The sequence below is a fragment of the Variovorax sp. AC103 genome (genome assembly GCF_979254005.1).
The window spans coordinates 105,577-120,149 of sequence record NZ_CEEDFC010000012.1; the positions used below are offsets into that span (position 1 = coordinate 105,577).

Sequence of the window (14,573 nt, forward strand, 5' to 3'; positions counted from 1 at the left end):
CTAGGGGGCGATCGAGTGCGGAAATCCACACGACCAACACGAGATCTTTCGTGCAGATCTTTCCCAACTTCGGCAGGGCCCGTCGTGCGAGCCTGTGTCAGACTGTGCCAACCGATTGACGCCGGCACGCGCCGGTCGCTACATTCTTTCCATAGAAAGCCAGGGAGAGAACCATGTTGTCCGAACATTTGTACCTATTGATTGCTTGCGTCGCCGTCGCGGTGCTCGCAGGCAACCTGATCGCAACGGTGATTGTGTTGCGCAGCGATTTTTACTCGTCACTGCAACAAGCGCTCCAGTTGGTTCTGGTGTGGCTGATTCCTGTGGTGGGGGCGGCATGTTGCATGAGCTTCGCGGCCATTCACAAGCGTGCGATTCCCAAGCCGGGAAAGAGATTTCCGCACCCCGACACCTTCGGTCTGGCCGGCGGTGAAGCCAACGGGCTCTGAGCTCGATGGCATTCGTCGGCACCGTCCACCTCGCGCGTCATTCAGCCGCATTGCCCGGTTTCCACGCTTTCGGCCGACGGGGCCGTATCCAGCCTCGCCGCTGCCTTGGGCGCGGGGCGGCCCAGTGTCCAGGGGGCAAAGCAGATGACTGATTTTTCGATCGAGCATGGGCTTCTCCTTCTGATCGCGACTGCGATATTCGGAGTACCCCTTTGGCGGATCGTCGCGCGCACAGGCCATCCCGGCATCGTGGCGATCCTGTTCTTCATCCCATTGGTAAATGTCGGCGTGCTCTGGTGGCTTGCATACGGCAAGTGGCCCAACGTGCCGGATCGTCCCTGAGAGCCCGGGCGGAGGGCCCCAAGGTCAGGCTCTTCCGTCAAGTTGGCGGCTGCGCAAACCGCCCACTCCCTTTTTTTTCGAAAATTTAGGTCCATGTTCGGCCGAATCAAGCTTCATCCATTCATCAAGGCGAACCCACCACAGGCCGGTTGCGTACCGGTGACGAAGGAATTGCTGGGCAGGTACGAGGGACAGTTGCCCGCGGCACTGCTTGAGTTGTGGCGCAAGCACGGGATGGGCCTCTATGGCCGCCGGCAAATCTGCCTGATCGATCCGCACGCGTGGCAATCCACGCTTGACCGATGGATCGTTTCGCCGCCCGGTGCCACCTTGCGCGTGCCTATCGCACTGACGCCGTTCGGCACGCTTCTCTTTTACAGAAAGCTCACGGCAGCGGACGAGGACGTCGCGACCTTGAACCCAGTGACCCGCAGCACCAGCGTCCTGAGCTGGGACTTGGCGGATCTGTTCAACAAGGTTCTGAGCGATCCGCGCCAGGTCGATGAATTCATCCAGCCGTCGATGCTCGAGGCCGCGCAGCAGCAGGCCGGCATGCTCGCTCCCGGCGAGGCGTATCACGTCGACTCGATGCTGCTGTCCATGCAGATGCTGAAGATCGCCCGGACGGATGCGCTCGCGCTTCACCAGAAGCTTCGCGCGCAGGTCGACCACGAGCAGGCGCCGCCTGCGCCGCCACCGCACAGCATCGGCGCAGCCCTGCCCGACGACTACCGCGCTGCCTTCAAGGACGTGGAAAGAAAAGACGACCACCCGAGCGGCCTTTATCTGTCCACCTACATCGACTGGCGCCGGCTTGTCGCTCTTGGCACGGATGGCAACTATCAACTGCTGTTCTGGAAGAACGATCACAAGACGGGCGAGGCTTCGGACGCGCGTCACTACAGCGGGCAGTATCGCGTGCTCGAGACCGAAGAAGGCGACTGCCTGGTGCGGCTCGACCTGGCGCTGGCTCGCCATTCGCTGGGCAGCGATGCCAACGATGACAGCCTGTACCTGGTGCGCAGCGGTGCAGAGCCGCTGCTGCTGCAGGCAGCCCGCCTGGAGGACATGGCAACGGCCATCGGTGGGCGCGCAACGATGGGCAGTTCCGAGCACTACTTCCGGCCTGTGCGGCTGGCCGATCCTTTTGCTGTCGAGGACTTCGGCGGCATGGAGGCTCCGCCTTTCGAAGACCTGCCGGCGGCACTGCAGGCGCTGCTGCGCCGCGAGCCACTGAGGGCCACGATCGTCGAGGTCGAGATCGACAGCGACCCGGAAGACGACACCGTGATGGTCTGGGTGAACCTGGGAAGCGACGGTGGGTTGCGGAAGAACATGCCGCTCATGTCGCCCAAGGGCAGCCGACGCGCGCTCTATGGGTGGGTGTGGCGGATGGACCCGCAGCGCTGCGGCGTCGGCATCGAGGTGCGGCGCGACGCGGCAGGCGTTATCGTCAACGGTCCCGAGACCGGCGATGTCCTCGTCAGCCGGGCTGATTGAAGCGCGTGCAAACCGAGAGAACGAAGTGGCAGAAAAACTGCCCGCACGCGTGAAAAATGCCGGGCCTCCCTGGCCGCATCGAGGCTGCCGCGGCCCGTTGTCGACCGCCCGGCTTTACAGGCTCGGTTCACGCTCTTGTTGACGACCGACGTGGCGGAAGATGCGGCGATTGCCACCGTTGTCATGCCCATCGAGCTGTCCGGGTCGGCCAATGGTCTAGTCGCTGCGCCCCCCGCGTGGGACCCGGTATGCGATGTGTAAGGACAAGATCGACAGCCTGATCGGGGGCACGCGCACCCTGGTGAGCGCCATGAGAGAACTTTTCGGGCAAGAGCGTTGCCGACGCAGCCAATCAGTGGTTTGACATGCGCAACAAAGCCGTCGACGCAGCGAACAGTTGCAGCGGTTGAACCGCGCACGCACGCAATTCCAAGCTCCTTTACACAAACGTCCAATTTGGTCTCTTTCAACCGACATCGCCGACATGGGCCACGTCGACGGTACCGAGCCGGCCATCGCGCTGGTCAGGTCCGTCAACTGGAAGGGTGTCATGACTGCATGGTCCGAAACGCAAGAAGGACCGTTACCGGCCGTCGTTTCTGGCGCCGGCCGCAAGGCCGAGTTCTACATGAGCCATGTGCCGACGGACGAAGCGCCCTATGACGCGGTGCACATCATGCAGACCAAAAAAACGGGGTGGTGCCGCTCACAGAAAACAGTGGACACGGCAGAAGTGCATTCGCACCTCCTGCTATCACAGTGCCTTGCCGACTGGGAGGCCGGGCGCTGAGAGCCGCTGAAGCAGCGCCTGCATGACCAGGGCGTGAACGCGATCGGCTGAGGCTGCGCCGACTCAATGCGGATGGGTGCCGATAGCGATGCAACCCATCCCATCATCCGGGCCCCGGCAGTTTTGCCAACCGATCCGCGAGTTGGCTTATGAGCCGCCCGCCGCATCGTTGATGCATCGACTTTCGGCAATGCGGCGCCGAACAGTGCATCTTGTCGCTGCCTCGATTTGCCATTGCCAAAGGCTGCGGACGGACGGGCGCGAGCCAAAGACAGGCCCGCGCCGTTGGATTCAAGTAGCTACATCTTCAGATCAGCACTTCATGGCCGTCGCTTGTGCAGCGAAAGCGTCCGAGGCAGCCTTGCAGGCCTGACCCAGAGCCGCCTTGTCGGTGCCCATCGAAGCCCAGGCGGCCTTGGTCTGGTCCAGGTTCGCCTTCATCGCATCGGCGCCCGCACCGCTTTGGGCGCTGACGCAGGTCTGAACCTTCGCCAAGTAGTCGTTGCATTCTTGCGGCAGGTCGGCGGCCGATGTCGTCGGGGCTGCAGCAGGCGCTGCTGCGGGAGCCGGTGTCGGCGCGGCTGGAGCGGCGGCAGGCGCCGGCGCAGCAACAGGCGCCTCTTCCTTTTTCGAGCAAGCAGTCAGAGCGGCAGCAACAGCCACCAGAACGAGAAGTTTTTTCATGTAAACAGAGTCCCCTAAGAAATAGGCCTGGATTACCGAACACACGCGGAGCGAGGCCGGTCGGCAATGTGGCCCGGAGCATTGCCTTGATCAGATGCCGGCAGTCGCTGACGCACCCGCTCGAATCGTGCCACAAAGCTGATCGACCGCTTGGGGCGCCGGCCGTCGCTGCGCAGGTTCGGCCCGAAGGAGAGGTCACCGAGATCGAGCAACCATGGTCTGGCGGCCAAGGCCGCCGGCAGGCGAATGCAATCGACGAACCGTCATTCGACGGGCTCACCCTCGCTGCTACACCGCACCAAAGGCTCTTCGATGCGGATCGACTTTCGCCCGCGATTGCAGAACTCGTCGCACCGATGCACTCAGCTCTGCCCGTCGGTATCTCTGATCCAAGGCGCCGGTGCCGCCTTGCCGAGGCGATCCGCCTTCCGCGATGGCGGCATGACTGGGCACCCCACACGATGTCGCCTGCCACGTGTGGCTCGCATCGCCGGCACCGCCATCGGTACCAGCATCAGCCTCTGGGTCCTGCTCGGTTCTACATTGGCGGCTGCGTGACGTTCGCCGGTGTTTGTGGCCCGACTGCCCTGCGCATCGAAAAGGTCCACGACGCCAACGCCAACATTCAGCACTTGCCTAACGGCCACCCAACGAGTTTGAAGTTCAACGGGTCCAGCCGCAGAATCACTTCGATCCAGCGCCGGCGATTGATTGACCAGACGCAGTAACAGCCGCTTTTGCGAGCATGGGTGCTGGTTGCTGCGGACCCCGACCGCCCCAAATTTCATCTCTGGACTGCTGATCGCGAGCAAGGCTCGGCCAAGCCGAACTCGCGTTGCGGCGGCTGTTCTCAGCCGGGACCTGGCAGGCCAGAGATGGATGCCGGACCACGCTGCAGGACCGGCGTATCCGCACGATTCGCGAGCACCCATCGGGCAATTTCATCCTTGCGTGCGAACCAGACGTCCGGCCTGGACTTCGCGTAGGTGAAGAAGCGGTCCAGCACGCGAATTCGATTGGCATGTCCATTGATGCGGTCATGGAATCCGACCAGCATCATGCGACGACGTTTCGCGCCTTCTTCGTAGAGCTGGTCGAATTCGTCCTTCAAGGCTTGTTCATAGGCTATCGGGTTGTAGCCTTCGAACGGGTATGCCGAAATGTCGTTCAAGTGGAACGTGTAAGGCACCGTCACGAAGTCTTTGCCGTTGACCGGAATGATGAACGGCTCGTCGCGGCTCGGTTCGTCGATGTGATACAGGAAGCCAAGTTCCTGGAGGGTTTCCAGGATGTGGACAGAGTTGCGCAGAAAGTAGGCGTTCCAGCCCACCGGCTGTTGGCCGGTGATCCGGAGAATGACTTCCGCAGATTCCGCGATGAAGCGCTTTTCATCGCTGCGCGACAGGTTGTATGAATTGCTCCAGGTCGGCCCGTGAGCCGCCGCCTCGTGCCCACGCCGCACGATTTCCTGGGCCAGCTCCGGCGCGTTCTTGATCGCCGCGCCGATCATGAAAGATGACACCTTGATGTTGTGCTTGTCAAACAGGTCGAGCGCGCGCGGGATGCCTTCGTAGTGGCCGTAGGCGAAGTAGGCATTGGTCGGCAGGTCAGGAATGCCCTTGGCGATCGGTTCAGGAATCAGTCCGCCGGCGCCCGAGATGGGCTGACCGCCGCCCTCGAACATCATTGACACGCTGACCGCCAGACGAGCGCCGTTCGGCCAGAAGGCCCTGTTGCCGCTCGGCGACGCGAGCGCAACGTCGTCCGTTGCACGGCTTGGCGTCTTGCCGGCGGTCTGGGCGTGCGCGTCGCTCAGCAACGCGCCGGTGGCGATGGCGCCCGCAACGGCGCCGCTTGCTTGTGCCAGGAATGTGCGGCGAGCCGGCCGCGCGGCGTCGGCGCCAGGGCGGATGGAAAGGTTGAGATCGGTCATGTCGAAGCTCGCCCTGATTTCAGGAGACGCTCGGAACGAGGTTTTCACCGCCGGACACCTCGATCACAGTTCCCGTCACGTAGGGATTGGTCATGAGGAACAGCGCCGCATGGCCGATGTCCTCCGCCTTCCCGGCGCGTCGTGACGGAAATGTTTCTTCCACTTTGCTGCGCAAGCCTTCGCGATGCTCGGCAGGCAGGAAGCTCCACATGTCCGTGTCGATGAAGCCCGGACGGATCGTGTTCACCCGGGTGGGAGCCAGCTCCAGCGCGAGCGAACCCGCCAACGCTTCGACGGCGGCGAACGACGAAGTGACAGCCGCGAAACCGATCTTCGGACGGGTGGCCATGCCGCCCGTCAGGAACGTGATGGACCCACCGGCCCGCAGATGCGGGGCGCCGTGGCGAGCGCAGGCCCAGCTGCCAAGGAACTTGCCTTCCACGTAGCTTCGCACGCCGTGCATGTCTGCATCCATGAAGGCGCCCCAGGTTCCCAGGTCGGGGGCCGCGGTGACAACCAGGTGATCCAGCGATCCGATGGTGTCAAACGCTGCCCGGACAGCCGACTCGTCACGCATGTCCAGGGTGACCTGCGAGAACTCGGCGAGGTCCGGACGATCCTTGACTGACGAGACGCTTCGGCTGGCGACGACGACCGTCGCACCCGCTGCGCGCGCGGCACGCGCGACCCCCAGGCCGATGCCGGTCTTGCCTCCCACGACAACCACCTTTTTTCCCGACAGGGTCAATGGTGGGATCCAAGCTGCTTCTTGCTGATTGTGAGCTGCGGTCATGATTCTTTCCTTGGTGAGTGATCGAGGCGCAGCCCAAGGCAATCTCTTCAGGCTGCATGCCGTTCGGCGTCGCGCGACCGCTTTTTCCAGCTTTCGTCTCGCGCCGTATGTCGGCATAGCAACTATGTTAATTAGCTTGACTAACGCGGATAATGGTCTATTTTTTAATGGCTGCTATCGCGATTTGGAATAAATGACGATTCCGGAAGCGGTAACGTTACGTCGCAGTTAAGCAGCCGAAAGAAGCCCAATGGATCGATTTCAGGAATTGACCGCGTTCGTGGCGGTCGTGGACGCTGGCGGCTTCTCCGCCGCCGCACGGCGTATCGGCGATTCCCAGTCGGTCATCAGCAAGTGCGTGAGCGCCCTCGAAAGGCGCCTTGGCGTCCAGTTGCTGAATCGCAGCACGCGCAGCGTCGCCTTGACCGACCATGGGCGCAAATACTACGAACGGATGAAGCCCTTCCTCGAGGAACTCACGCAGGCGGATGGCGAACTGATGAGCAGCACGCTCGAACTCTCCGGGCTTGTCAGGATCGCGACTTCGTCCACGTTCGGGCGGCTACACGTCCTGCCGCTGATTCCGCAGTTGCTGGCGCTTCACCCGAAACTGAAACTGGATGTCCAGCTGGCAGATGGGGTGCAGGACCTCCTCACGGAAGGCGTCGATCTGGCCATCCGGATCAGCCCCGCCTACAGCCCTGACGCCGTGGTCAAGCGCGTGACGAGCAGTTCACTGGTGTGTGCAGGATCGCGCCACTATTTCGACAAGCATGGGACACCGAAGACGCCAGGAGATCTGACCCACCACAACTGCATCATCTTCAACGGCATCGAGAACTGGCCCTTTAATGGACCGCGCGGGAAATTCAGTGTTCGGGTGAGCGGAAATCTCTCTTCCAACACCGTCGAAACGATCCTGTCGGCCGTGCAAGCAGGCGTCGGCATCGGGATGTTCCATCGCGCCTCGTTGACCGGCGAACTGCGCCCCCCCGATGTCGTAACAGTTCTCGACGACTTCATTCATGAAACCCGAGATGTCAGTCTGGTCTGGCCTAACCGAAAGTACATTTCGGCGAGGGTGCGGCAGGTCACCGAATTCTTTGGGTCAGCGCTTGCCGAACGGCTGTGAATGTCGGGCTGATGGGCAGCCGCGGTGGCGTGGCTACCGACGAAGACTTCCGGCGCATGTGGCTGAAGGCGGTCGGCGATTGTTGGGCGCTAGACTGTTGGCAACCGCCGCATACCTGTCGGGCTGGCGCTAGTCAAGCAGCTGACGGAAGCCCATGGAGGTCGCGTCGACGTGGCATCTCCAGGGATCGGCCTCGGCACGACGTTCACCGTCGAGCTGCCTCGCAACCTTAGATCAGAGACAAAAAGCGATGCAGAGTCGCGGAGTTTGCCGCTGTATGGCGTGCACCTGCTTCTCGTGGATGACGATCAAGTCTCCCTGCAGATGTTCGAAATGCTTCTTGCGGCCCAGGGCGCGCATGTGAGTACGACGGGCAGTGCCAAGGAAGCGATCGCACTGGTCCCGACGATCGCAAACGCGCTTTGGCGGCGGGGTTCGACGAGCATCTAGGCAAGCCGCTCGAGCTTGATGCACTCTTGGACCTGCTGTCCAAACTGGGAGTGTCAGCGCGCCAGTGGATGGAGGCCGACACTGGCCGCTGCGAGCCGTCCCTGTCGGGCGCGGATGCTGAACTGCCAAGACTGCCCGGTTTTGAGTTGGTGGGCACGCGATCTTGTTGGTGACCATGCAGTTTCGCTGCCTGCGTCAAGTTCATTGCCGGAGCACTCTTGCCGCAATCACACCGCCCTGCCCAGAGGGATCACCATGCTTCCAGCCGCTGACACGAGGCTTTTAGCCGTCCGAAACCACATGGAGCCGAAAGCACTGATCTTCCGGGTTGCTCAGCCAGGGCTTAGCTGCTTGGTGCGCGAGGCCATGTGCAGCCCTCCAGCGCATCGCGCGCTCCTGCTGCTGATCCGAGACATCTCCCGGTCGTTGCTGCGAGTCTTCCTGCCAAGCCCGAAAGCACATCAGCATTTTCTCGGCACTGCCGAAGTGTTCTTCAAGCGACTGCAGATAGAGTGCTGCGGCGACCATGGTGTCGCTGAGCGTCGCTTGCGAGCCTTCCACCGTGACGCAGAACAAGCGTCCCCCGGTTGTCGAAAGATCTTTCATGACCGACCGGTGGTCTAAGGGACGGCCTTTCTCGACGGTGCATGTCACGTCTGCGCATCCCGCTTGCGATAGAAGGAAGGCGTGCAGCCGAAACGCGCGCGGAACGCGGTAGAAAAGTTGGCTGCACTGGAAAAGCCCACGGCCTGCGCCACCTCCTCAATGCTGAGTGCGGATTCCCGCAGGAGCGTGCAAGCTCGCATCAGCCTTGCCGCACGCACGAATTCAAACACCGTCTGACCGGTGTGCGCGCGGAACGCCCACGACAGGCGCTTTTCATGTGTACCTACCTGAACCGCCAACACCGGAAGCGGCGGGACGTTGGCAAGGTCGGCTTCGACGATTCGCAACGCGGCCTGCACCAGGACTTTTTCCGCGTCGTATGCCACGCGCTCGATGCGGACATCGCCTTCATCATCCAATCCCTTATCCCGACTTTGAACGCCGGCGCTGGTGCGCCGCGTCAGCGCGAGGTGAACTGCCACGCGCATCAGCAGTTCGTCGGCCTCGAGTGGCTTTTGCACACAGTCGACCGCGCCTTCTTGAAGGCTCCCAAGCCGCGCCTCGAGTGTCGCGCGGGCGGTCATGAAGATCACCGGAATGTGCGAAGTCAAGGGATCGGCGCTCAACAGCCGCGCCGTCGCAAGGGCTGCCGGCACGCCGGGACCCACATCCAGCAGGATCAGGTCGGGCTGGAGCGCAGTCGTGCGACGGTAGCCCTCGATGCCCTCGGCAGACAGACTGATACGGTGTCCCGCCGGGCGCAACACCTTCAGGATGGTTTGCTGGTCCCTCGTGTCTCCTTCAATGACCAGGATGTGTCCGGGAGCGGCCGAGGGGCTGCACCGGTCCGCGGCTCGAAGCGAAGAGACATGCCGCGCGGCGGCACTGGCGTGTGAATGGCGGGCAGCCGCGATCCCGCAATGGGGCCGCTCCAGCAATCTCGTGAACATGTATCGGGCAGATTCGTCATGGTTCGACAACCTGCATCGTGCCGGCTCCATCGCTCACAAGCATGGTCGATTTCTGACGGTTCCTCACCGTTCCTGACCATGCGGCCCGCCAGAAGGTGGCGCCTTGCCAGCGCTGTGGCATCAACCCACAAAGACATAGCCCGTGCCACGCACTGACTGCACCGGCAAACGCATGCCGAGCTTCTCTGCCTTGCGACGCAGGCGGCTCGCGAGCGCATCGATCCGGTGTTGATCGAAGTCGAACACGTTGCCGCCCAGCGCGACGATCAAATCGTCGCGGCTCACCGGCGCGCCACGCTGCTGGAAAAGGCAACCGAGAAAGGATCGCTCGGTCGCCGTGAGCGTCATTCGGCGGCCATCCGGGTTGCTGACCACCCAACCGCTGTCCCGCAATGACCACTGCGCGGGCGGACGTTCAGTCGCCCGAGGGGACGATGCTCCGGCGCCCCGTTCGTCATGCAGCCGTCGCCCGACGGCCCTGAGCGTTTCCGCCAGTTCCATCATGTTCACCGGCTTCACGAGGTAGGCGTCGGCCCCCTCGCGCAGCCCCAGCACCCGGTCTTGCACGCTGCCGCGGGCCGTGAACAGCACCACGCCCACGCCGCGGGCTGCCCGCAGATGCGACACGATCGACAGTCCGCTCTCACCGGGCAGGCCGATGTCCACCACGGCGATGTCGCAAGGCGCAACGGCGAAAGCCTTGTAGAACGAGGTGGCTTCGGGAAAGCCCAGCGCCTCGAAGCCCAGCTCGCTCAACGCGAACACCGTTTCTTCACGGATGTCCTCGTCGTCCTCGATCACATGGATGCGAAACAGGGGGGCGTCTCTCTCGGGTTGCATTCGTCGCGAAGTATAAAGACGTGCTCGCGCGCCGGTGGCACGCAGATCCCCCATCAATGCAGGCTGCGCAACCATGTGCCTTCCGTCTTCTTGCGACCGCTGCGGCAGTTGGCTTGTCTTTCTTCGCCGATTCCTGTGTGCGTGCGCAGCGCTTGGCCTTGGCTGCTTCGCGCCCTACGCCAGCGCGTTGGTGCTTTCGGCCTCGGACGGCCTGCACGAACCGCTCGATCTTTCCGTCGCGGCCGAAATCCAGCGCGATCCCGCAGGCCGTTGGGAGATTGCTGACATGGCGAGCGCCGGCCCGCAGAGCCGCGGTTTTGCGCCGCTCGGTGGTCCGGTACAGGAAGGATTCAGCCGCGACGCCGTGTGGCTGCGCCTGGTCCTTTCTCGCGCACCGGATGCCCCGGCAGACTGGCTACTGCGCATTCGTCCGCCGCGCATCAATGAAGCGGTGCTGTACTCGCCGGACGGCCACGGCGGCTTCACGCGCATCGACCTTGGCGATCGCCAGCCCTACGCACTGCGCGAAATTCCGGACCACAACATTGTTTTCCCCTTGGCGTTGTCGACGGCGCCCGCCACCTACTTCTTGCGCCTGCGCAACGAGGGGCCCGCCCTGCGCGCCGAGCTCGACCTCTGGCAACCGCTCAGCTTCGCGAGGGAGCGGACAACGGACTATGTCGTGATTGGTTTGCTGCTGGGTGCGGTGGTGCTGTCGGTGTGCATGAACCTGATCTTCATGTTCTGGCTGAAGGACACGCTCTATGGCCACTATGCGCTGTACGTCCTGGGTGTCGCCGCGCTGACACTCAACCGACAGGGCTTTGTGGCCCAGTGGTTCCTCGATTCGCACCCCGCACGGGTCGCCCAGACCCTTGTGGTCGTCAACTGTCTATTCAACGCCGTCGCGACCACCTTCATGGCCCGCATCTTCGGATTCCGGCGGCATTGGAAGCCGGCAGCAGTGTTCTTCAGCGCGATCACCGTGTTCAACCTGCTGGCGTTCGTTGTGGCGCTGACGCCTCATTACACGCTCATCGTGGCGTGGGTCAGCGCAGGAAGCGTGCTTTCGACGTCGTTCGGTGCCCTCTTCGTCGGCTACCTGCTCGTCGTGCGCCGCCAGTTTAAATACTTATTGCCGGCTTCGGCCTTCTTGGTGGGCACCGTCCTGGGTGTCTACGGGCTCCTGAAGCTGTGGTTGGGCGACCTGTTGCCCGGCGCGCAGCCCGAGCGCCTTTACGTCGTCGGGAGCATGATGCACCTCGTGCTGCTGAACGCGGCGGTGGCCGACCGCACACGCCGCGCGGAGCGCGACGTGCGCCTGGAACGGGAGAAGGTGCTGTCTGTGCGCCGTGAGGCCGAGCGTGAACTGGAGTCCACGGTCGTGAAGCGCACGCGCGAACTGGCGCAAGCGAACACCACCCTGCACGAAGAGATCGCAGCGCGCGCCCGCCTGGAGCGACAGCTGGTGCAATCGCTCGACGTGGAACGCAAGGCGATCACGCAGCAACGAGAGTTCGTCTCGATGGTTTCCCATGAGTTCCGCACGCCGTTGACAGTCATCGACGCGGCGGCGCAGTCACTCGACATCTCCCGTCACGGTGCGCAACCCGCCGTGAAGCTGCGCACAGAGCGCATCAGGCGTTCCGTGCAGCGCCTGACGATGCTGATCGAGAATGTATTGCAAGCGGACCGTCTGCAATCCGGCGGCAGGACGATGCTTCCGGAACGGGTCGACATGGCGGCATTGACGCGCGCGTTGTGCGACAGCCTCCACATCGCGGATCCCTCGCGACTGGCGCTCGATCTGCAAGATTCGCCCGCGGTGGTTCGCGGCGATCCCGCCTTGCTGGACATTGCACTTCGCAACCTGGTTCACAACGCGCTGAAGTACTCCCCCGTCGAATCCCAGGTGAGCATCCAGCTACAGGAGATTGACGGCCAGATCGACATCATGGTGACGGATCAGGGTGCAGGAGTCGCGCCGGAAAACATAGAGCGCATCTTCGAGCGATATTTCCGTGCCGAAAGTGCGTCTGCGGTGCCGGGCACCGGCCTCGGCCTGCACCTGTCTCGCGACATCACTCGGCTGCACGGTGGTGACATCCTGCTCAGGGCAACTTCGCGCATGGGCTCTTCTTTCGTGATGCAGCTGCCCGCAGCCCGAAACTGATCAGGTAACGCGCAACAGTGTCCGCGGCTGCACCTCGACATGCTGGCTACAGCCACTGTTGTGCGTCCGCGCGGCTCTGCGATTTCGAGTTGCGTGATCGGCAGGGCTCGGCCGCGAAGGCGTCGACATTCAGGCGCGCCTCGCCGAAGGCGGTGGCGTCCTCAGCCAGGCGGCGGCCATGAAAGCCGTAGAGCCCACGGCTCACGCGGGTGAGTTCGTTGTCGCCGAAGTTTAGCTCGAAGTTGCCCCACCTGGCCGGCGCGATGAAAAGCTAATGCACGACAAGCGACGCATCCCTCAGGGCCTGAGCAACCCGGGCAGGGGGGCAGCACGATTCGACGGGCCGCATCCATCGGTGCCGACATCCGCTGGATGTCGGGCGAGAACGGGACCCGCCTGACCTTGCATCTTCCGGTGGGCGCCGAAGGCAGGGCCCGGAACACGGCGCCACCACAGAATCTGTTGCATGCTGATGCGGCTTCGCCACGTGCTCACCATCGACAGCCATGACAGGCTCCTCCGTCAGCGGCGCAGCACACGTGCAAAACGCATCCCCGCTCGAACCGCGCGTATAGGCCTGCGTATTTTTCGTTGCGTCGATCGCAGCTGGGCGCACCTGCCGCAAGACAGGCTATCACCAAGCTGATCCCAACGCCCCGCAACCTCCGATGCCGAACGCCGCATTCGGCATCGGCCTGGCGATCGTGCAACGGTTGTCTCACACTCGATCATCCGGTCCATGTCCAATCACGCGCGGATGGGGCCACGCCATTTCGTCTGTAACTGCCTGTCGCATGCCCGCCGAGAGCAACCTCAGTCGGTCCGCCGCCAGCACTCTCGATGACGCGTGAGCTGGTGCGCCACATGCCGTCTTGGCCGCCGTCGCTGGTATTGTCACGTCGCGCATTGCCCATCGACGATGAGGCTGAGATCCGCCTCGCGATGAGCGCGTTGTCGCGAACATATGCCTTCGATGTGCAGGCGGTGGCCGACGAAAGCACCGCGGCCACGGGTTGTCTCAGGCGGACGCCGAACACCGGCCATTCCAACTGCTGCTGTGCGACTTCCCATCGCCGGACGGTGGCGGCGGGCTCGACGCGGGCCAGCGCCTGCGTTGGCGCAACGGCACGCGGCGGCCGCTGCTTTTGATCACCGGCGAAACAGCGCCCGATCGCCTTCAGCGGGTTCGGCAAGCCGACGTCCCCGTGCTTTCAAGCCGGTGGACCAGACAGGCTTCTGCATGCCATCGATGCGGCGCTGGCGAGGTCTGACTTTTGATGGCCATGGAACCCCGCCCTGGGGGGAGATGGACAGAAGATTAGCCTGTTCAATGCCGCAAGTCCGAGCCGTTCGCGTACTCGATAGAGCGCAGGAGCCGAGTCGTTCGCAATACGCGTCTGCCACGCGAAACGCGCCCTCGTTGTTCCGTTTGAGTCCTAGCCTGCCTCTGAAAGCCCCAAGACCCGCAGCCCCTCGTCTGTGAGCCGAACGAACGTCTGGTCCAACGACTGGGTCACCATGCCAGCCTGCCGGAGCTCTTGGATTGCCACCCCCGAACCCGAAACGCGGCGACAAAGCTCAACGGTGTTGACGGAGCGCTGTTCATGCGGCCAATACTCTTGGCGAAAGTAGGCGAGGACTTGTTCGGCTTCAGGCGTCACGATGCTCTTCCGAAGTGAATTTCCGCAGTCGCTGGCTGCAGCGAATCATGGTTCGAAGCGAGCCGCTCCGCTTGTAGGTCGAAGCCGTGATCACGGCGGGCCCATGGCAGGAGCATCGCCCAAGCTCGGGTCAGCGGCGACGAACGACGCAGAGAGCCAACCCTGCCAACGTGGAGACCGCGCTACGTGAAGCCCAAAAGCTGCGGCGGGTTCGGGCGTTTGGCGGCCGTCATCGCTACACCGTGTCCC

The 14,573-nt window shown here is 63.0% G+C and carries 15 protein-coding genes; 7 read left to right on the plus strand and 8 right to left on the minus strand.

The annotated features are described in order from the left end of the window. The first annotated feature begins 173 nt into the window (after positions 1 to 173). The 4 genes from AC0IYU_RS18650 (at position 174) to AC0IYU_RS18665 (ending at position 3,081) form a co-directional block, all read left to right on the plus strand. On the plus strand, positions 174 to 449 hold the full coding sequence (locus AC0IYU_RS18650; RefSeq protein ID WP_472119921.1) for a hypothetical protein: 276 nt from the start codon (positions 174 to 176) through the stop codon (positions 447 to 449). Positions 450 to 593: 144 nt separating this feature from the next. After that, a complete protein-coding gene (locus AC0IYU_RS18655; protein ID WP_472119924.1) occupies positions 594 to 791 on the plus strand; it encodes a hypothetical protein in 198 nt (65 codons plus the stop codon). A gap of 93 nt (positions 792 to 884) precedes the next feature. Next, entirely contained in the window at positions 885 to 2,291 is a 1,407-nt protein-coding gene (locus AC0IYU_RS18660) for a GAD-like domain-containing protein (protein ID WP_472119927.1), read from the plus strand. A 484-nt stretch (positions 2,292 to 2,775) separates the two neighbouring features. Beyond that, positions 2,776 to 3,081: a hypothetical protein gene (locus AC0IYU_RS18665; protein ID WP_472119929.1), complete on the plus strand. Its 306-nt coding sequence runs from the start codon at positions 2,776 to 2,778 to the stop codon at positions 3,079 to 3,081. Positions 3,082 to 3,393: 312 nt separating this feature from the next. Here AC0IYU_RS18665 and AC0IYU_RS18670 read toward each other — a convergent pair whose 3' ends face one another. The 3 genes from AC0IYU_RS18670 to AC0IYU_RS18680 form a co-directional block, all read right to left on the minus strand. Next, positions 3,394 to 3,765: a hypothetical protein gene (locus AC0IYU_RS18670; protein ID WP_472119931.1), complete on the minus strand. Its 372-nt coding sequence runs from the start codon at positions 3,763 to 3,765 to the stop codon at positions 3,394 to 3,396. 850 nt (positions 3,766 to 4,615) lie between these two features. Next, positions 4,616 to 5,698: a polysaccharide deacetylase family protein gene (locus AC0IYU_RS18675; RefSeq protein WP_472119934.1), complete on the minus strand. Its 1,083-nt coding sequence runs from the start codon at positions 5,696 to 5,698 to the stop codon at positions 4,616 to 4,618. Positions 5,699 to 5,717: 19 nt separating this feature from the next. Beyond that, a complete protein-coding gene (locus tag AC0IYU_RS18680) occupies positions 5,718 to 6,491 on the minus strand; it encodes an SDR family oxidoreductase (RefSeq protein WP_472119937.1) in 774 nt (257 codons plus the stop codon). A gap of 250 nt (positions 6,492 to 6,741) precedes the next feature. Between AC0IYU_RS18680 and AC0IYU_RS18685 the strand changes: the two genes are divergently transcribed. Both AC0IYU_RS18685 and AC0IYU_RS18690 read left to right on the plus strand, forming a co-directional pair. Further along, the gene (locus tag AC0IYU_RS18685; protein ID WP_472119940.1) at positions 6,742 to 7,623 is read left to right on the plus strand and encodes a LysR family transcriptional regulator; all 882 of its coding nucleotides are present in this window, start codon (positions 6,742 to 6,744) and stop codon (positions 7,621 to 7,623) included. Between the two features lie 171 nt (positions 7,624 to 7,794). After that, the gene (locus AC0IYU_RS18690) at positions 7,795 to 8,073 is read left to right on the plus strand and encodes a hypothetical protein (protein WP_472119943.1); all 279 of its coding nucleotides are present in this window, start codon (positions 7,795 to 7,797) and stop codon (positions 8,071 to 8,073) included. Between the two features lie 282 nt (positions 8,074 to 8,355). Here the strand turns inward: AC0IYU_RS18690 and AC0IYU_RS18695 are convergent, their stop codons facing one another. The 3 genes from AC0IYU_RS18695 to AC0IYU_RS18705 all read right to left on the minus strand — a co-directional run bounded on the left by AC0IYU_RS18695 (position 8,356) and on the right by AC0IYU_RS18705 (position 10,565). Next, positions 8,356 to 8,679, minus strand: coding sequence for a hypothetical protein (locus tag AC0IYU_RS18695; RefSeq protein WP_472119946.1), 324 nt, complete (start codon positions 8,677 to 8,679; stop codon positions 8,356 to 8,358). 44 nt (positions 8,680 to 8,723) lie between these two features. Then, a complete protein-coding gene (locus tag AC0IYU_RS18700) occupies positions 8,724 to 9,629 on the minus strand; it encodes a response regulator (RefSeq protein ID WP_472119948.1) in 906 nt (301 codons plus the stop codon). Positions 9,630 to 9,770: 141 nt separating this feature from the next. Then, positions 9,771 to 10,565: a response regulator transcription factor gene (locus AC0IYU_RS18705; protein ID WP_472119951.1), complete on the minus strand. Its 795-nt coding sequence runs from the start codon at positions 10,563 to 10,565 to the stop codon at positions 9,771 to 9,773. A gap of 115 nt (positions 10,566 to 10,680) precedes the next feature. Here AC0IYU_RS18705 and AC0IYU_RS18710 point away from each other — a divergent pair, with 115 nt between their 5' ends. Beyond that, positions 10,681 to 12,663: a sensor histidine kinase gene (locus AC0IYU_RS18710; RefSeq protein ID WP_472120129.1), complete on the plus strand. Its 1,983-nt coding sequence runs from the start codon at positions 10,681 to 10,683 to the stop codon at positions 12,661 to 12,663. Between the two features lie 46 nt (positions 12,664 to 12,709). Here AC0IYU_RS18710 and AC0IYU_RS18715 read toward each other — a convergent pair whose 3' ends face one another. Together AC0IYU_RS18715 and AC0IYU_RS18720 are read right to left on the minus strand one after the other, a co-directional pair. Then, positions 12,710 to 12,868, minus strand: coding sequence for a hypothetical protein (locus AC0IYU_RS18715; protein WP_472119953.1), 159 nt, complete (start codon positions 12,866 to 12,868; stop codon positions 12,710 to 12,712). 523 nt (positions 12,869 to 13,391) lie between these two features. Next, on the minus strand, positions 13,392 to 13,856 hold the full coding sequence (locus tag AC0IYU_RS18720) for a hypothetical protein (RefSeq protein WP_472119956.1): 465 nt from the start codon (positions 13,854 to 13,856) through the stop codon (positions 13,392 to 13,394). Between the last annotated feature and the right edge of the window lie 717 nt (positions 13,857 to 14,573).

What these genes read in the sequence shown, in the direction of transcription:
- AC0IYU_RS18650 (WP_472119921.1), top strand. Translation starts at nt 174, where the DNA reads ATGTTGTCCGAACATTTGTACCTATTGATTGCTTGCGTCGCCGTCGCG.
- AC0IYU_RS18655 (WP_472119924.1), top strand. Translation starts at nt 594, where the DNA reads ATGACTGATTTTTCGATCGAGCATGGGCTTCTCCTTCTGATCGCGACT.
- AC0IYU_RS18660 (WP_472119927.1), top strand. Translation starts at nt 885, where the DNA reads ATGTTCGGCCGAATCAAGCTTCATCCATTCATCAAGGCGAACCCACCA.
- AC0IYU_RS18665 (WP_472119929.1), top strand. Translation starts at nt 2,776, where the DNA reads ATGGGCCACGTCGACGGTACCGAGCCGGCCATCGCGCTGGTCAGGTCC.
- AC0IYU_RS18670 (WP_472119931.1), bottom strand. Translation starts at nt 3,765, where the DNA reads ATGAAAAAACTTCTCGTTCTGGTGGCTGTTGCTGCCGCTCTGACTGCT.
- AC0IYU_RS18675 (WP_472119934.1), bottom strand. Translation starts at nt 5,698, where the DNA reads ATGACCGATCTCAACCTTTCCATCCGCCCTGGCGCCGACGCCGCGCGG.
- AC0IYU_RS18680 (WP_472119937.1), bottom strand. Translation starts at nt 6,491, where the DNA reads ATGACCGCAGCTCACAATCAGCAAGAAGCAGCTTGGATCCCACCATTG.
- AC0IYU_RS18685 (WP_472119940.1), top strand. Translation starts at nt 6,742, where the DNA reads ATGGATCGATTTCAGGAATTGACCGCGTTCGTGGCGGTCGTGGACGCT.
- AC0IYU_RS18695 (WP_472119946.1), bottom strand. Translation starts at nt 8,679, where the DNA reads ATGAAAGATCTTTCGACAACCGGGGGACGCTTGTTCTGCGTCACGGTG.
- AC0IYU_RS18700 (WP_472119948.1), bottom strand. Translation starts at nt 9,629, where the DNA reads ATGTTCACGAGATTGCTGGAGCGGCCCCATTGCGGGATCGCGGCTGCC.
- AC0IYU_RS18705 (WP_472119951.1), bottom strand. Translation starts at nt 10,565, where the DNA reads ATGGTTGCGCAGCCTGCATTGATGGGGGATCTGCGTGCCACCGGCGCG.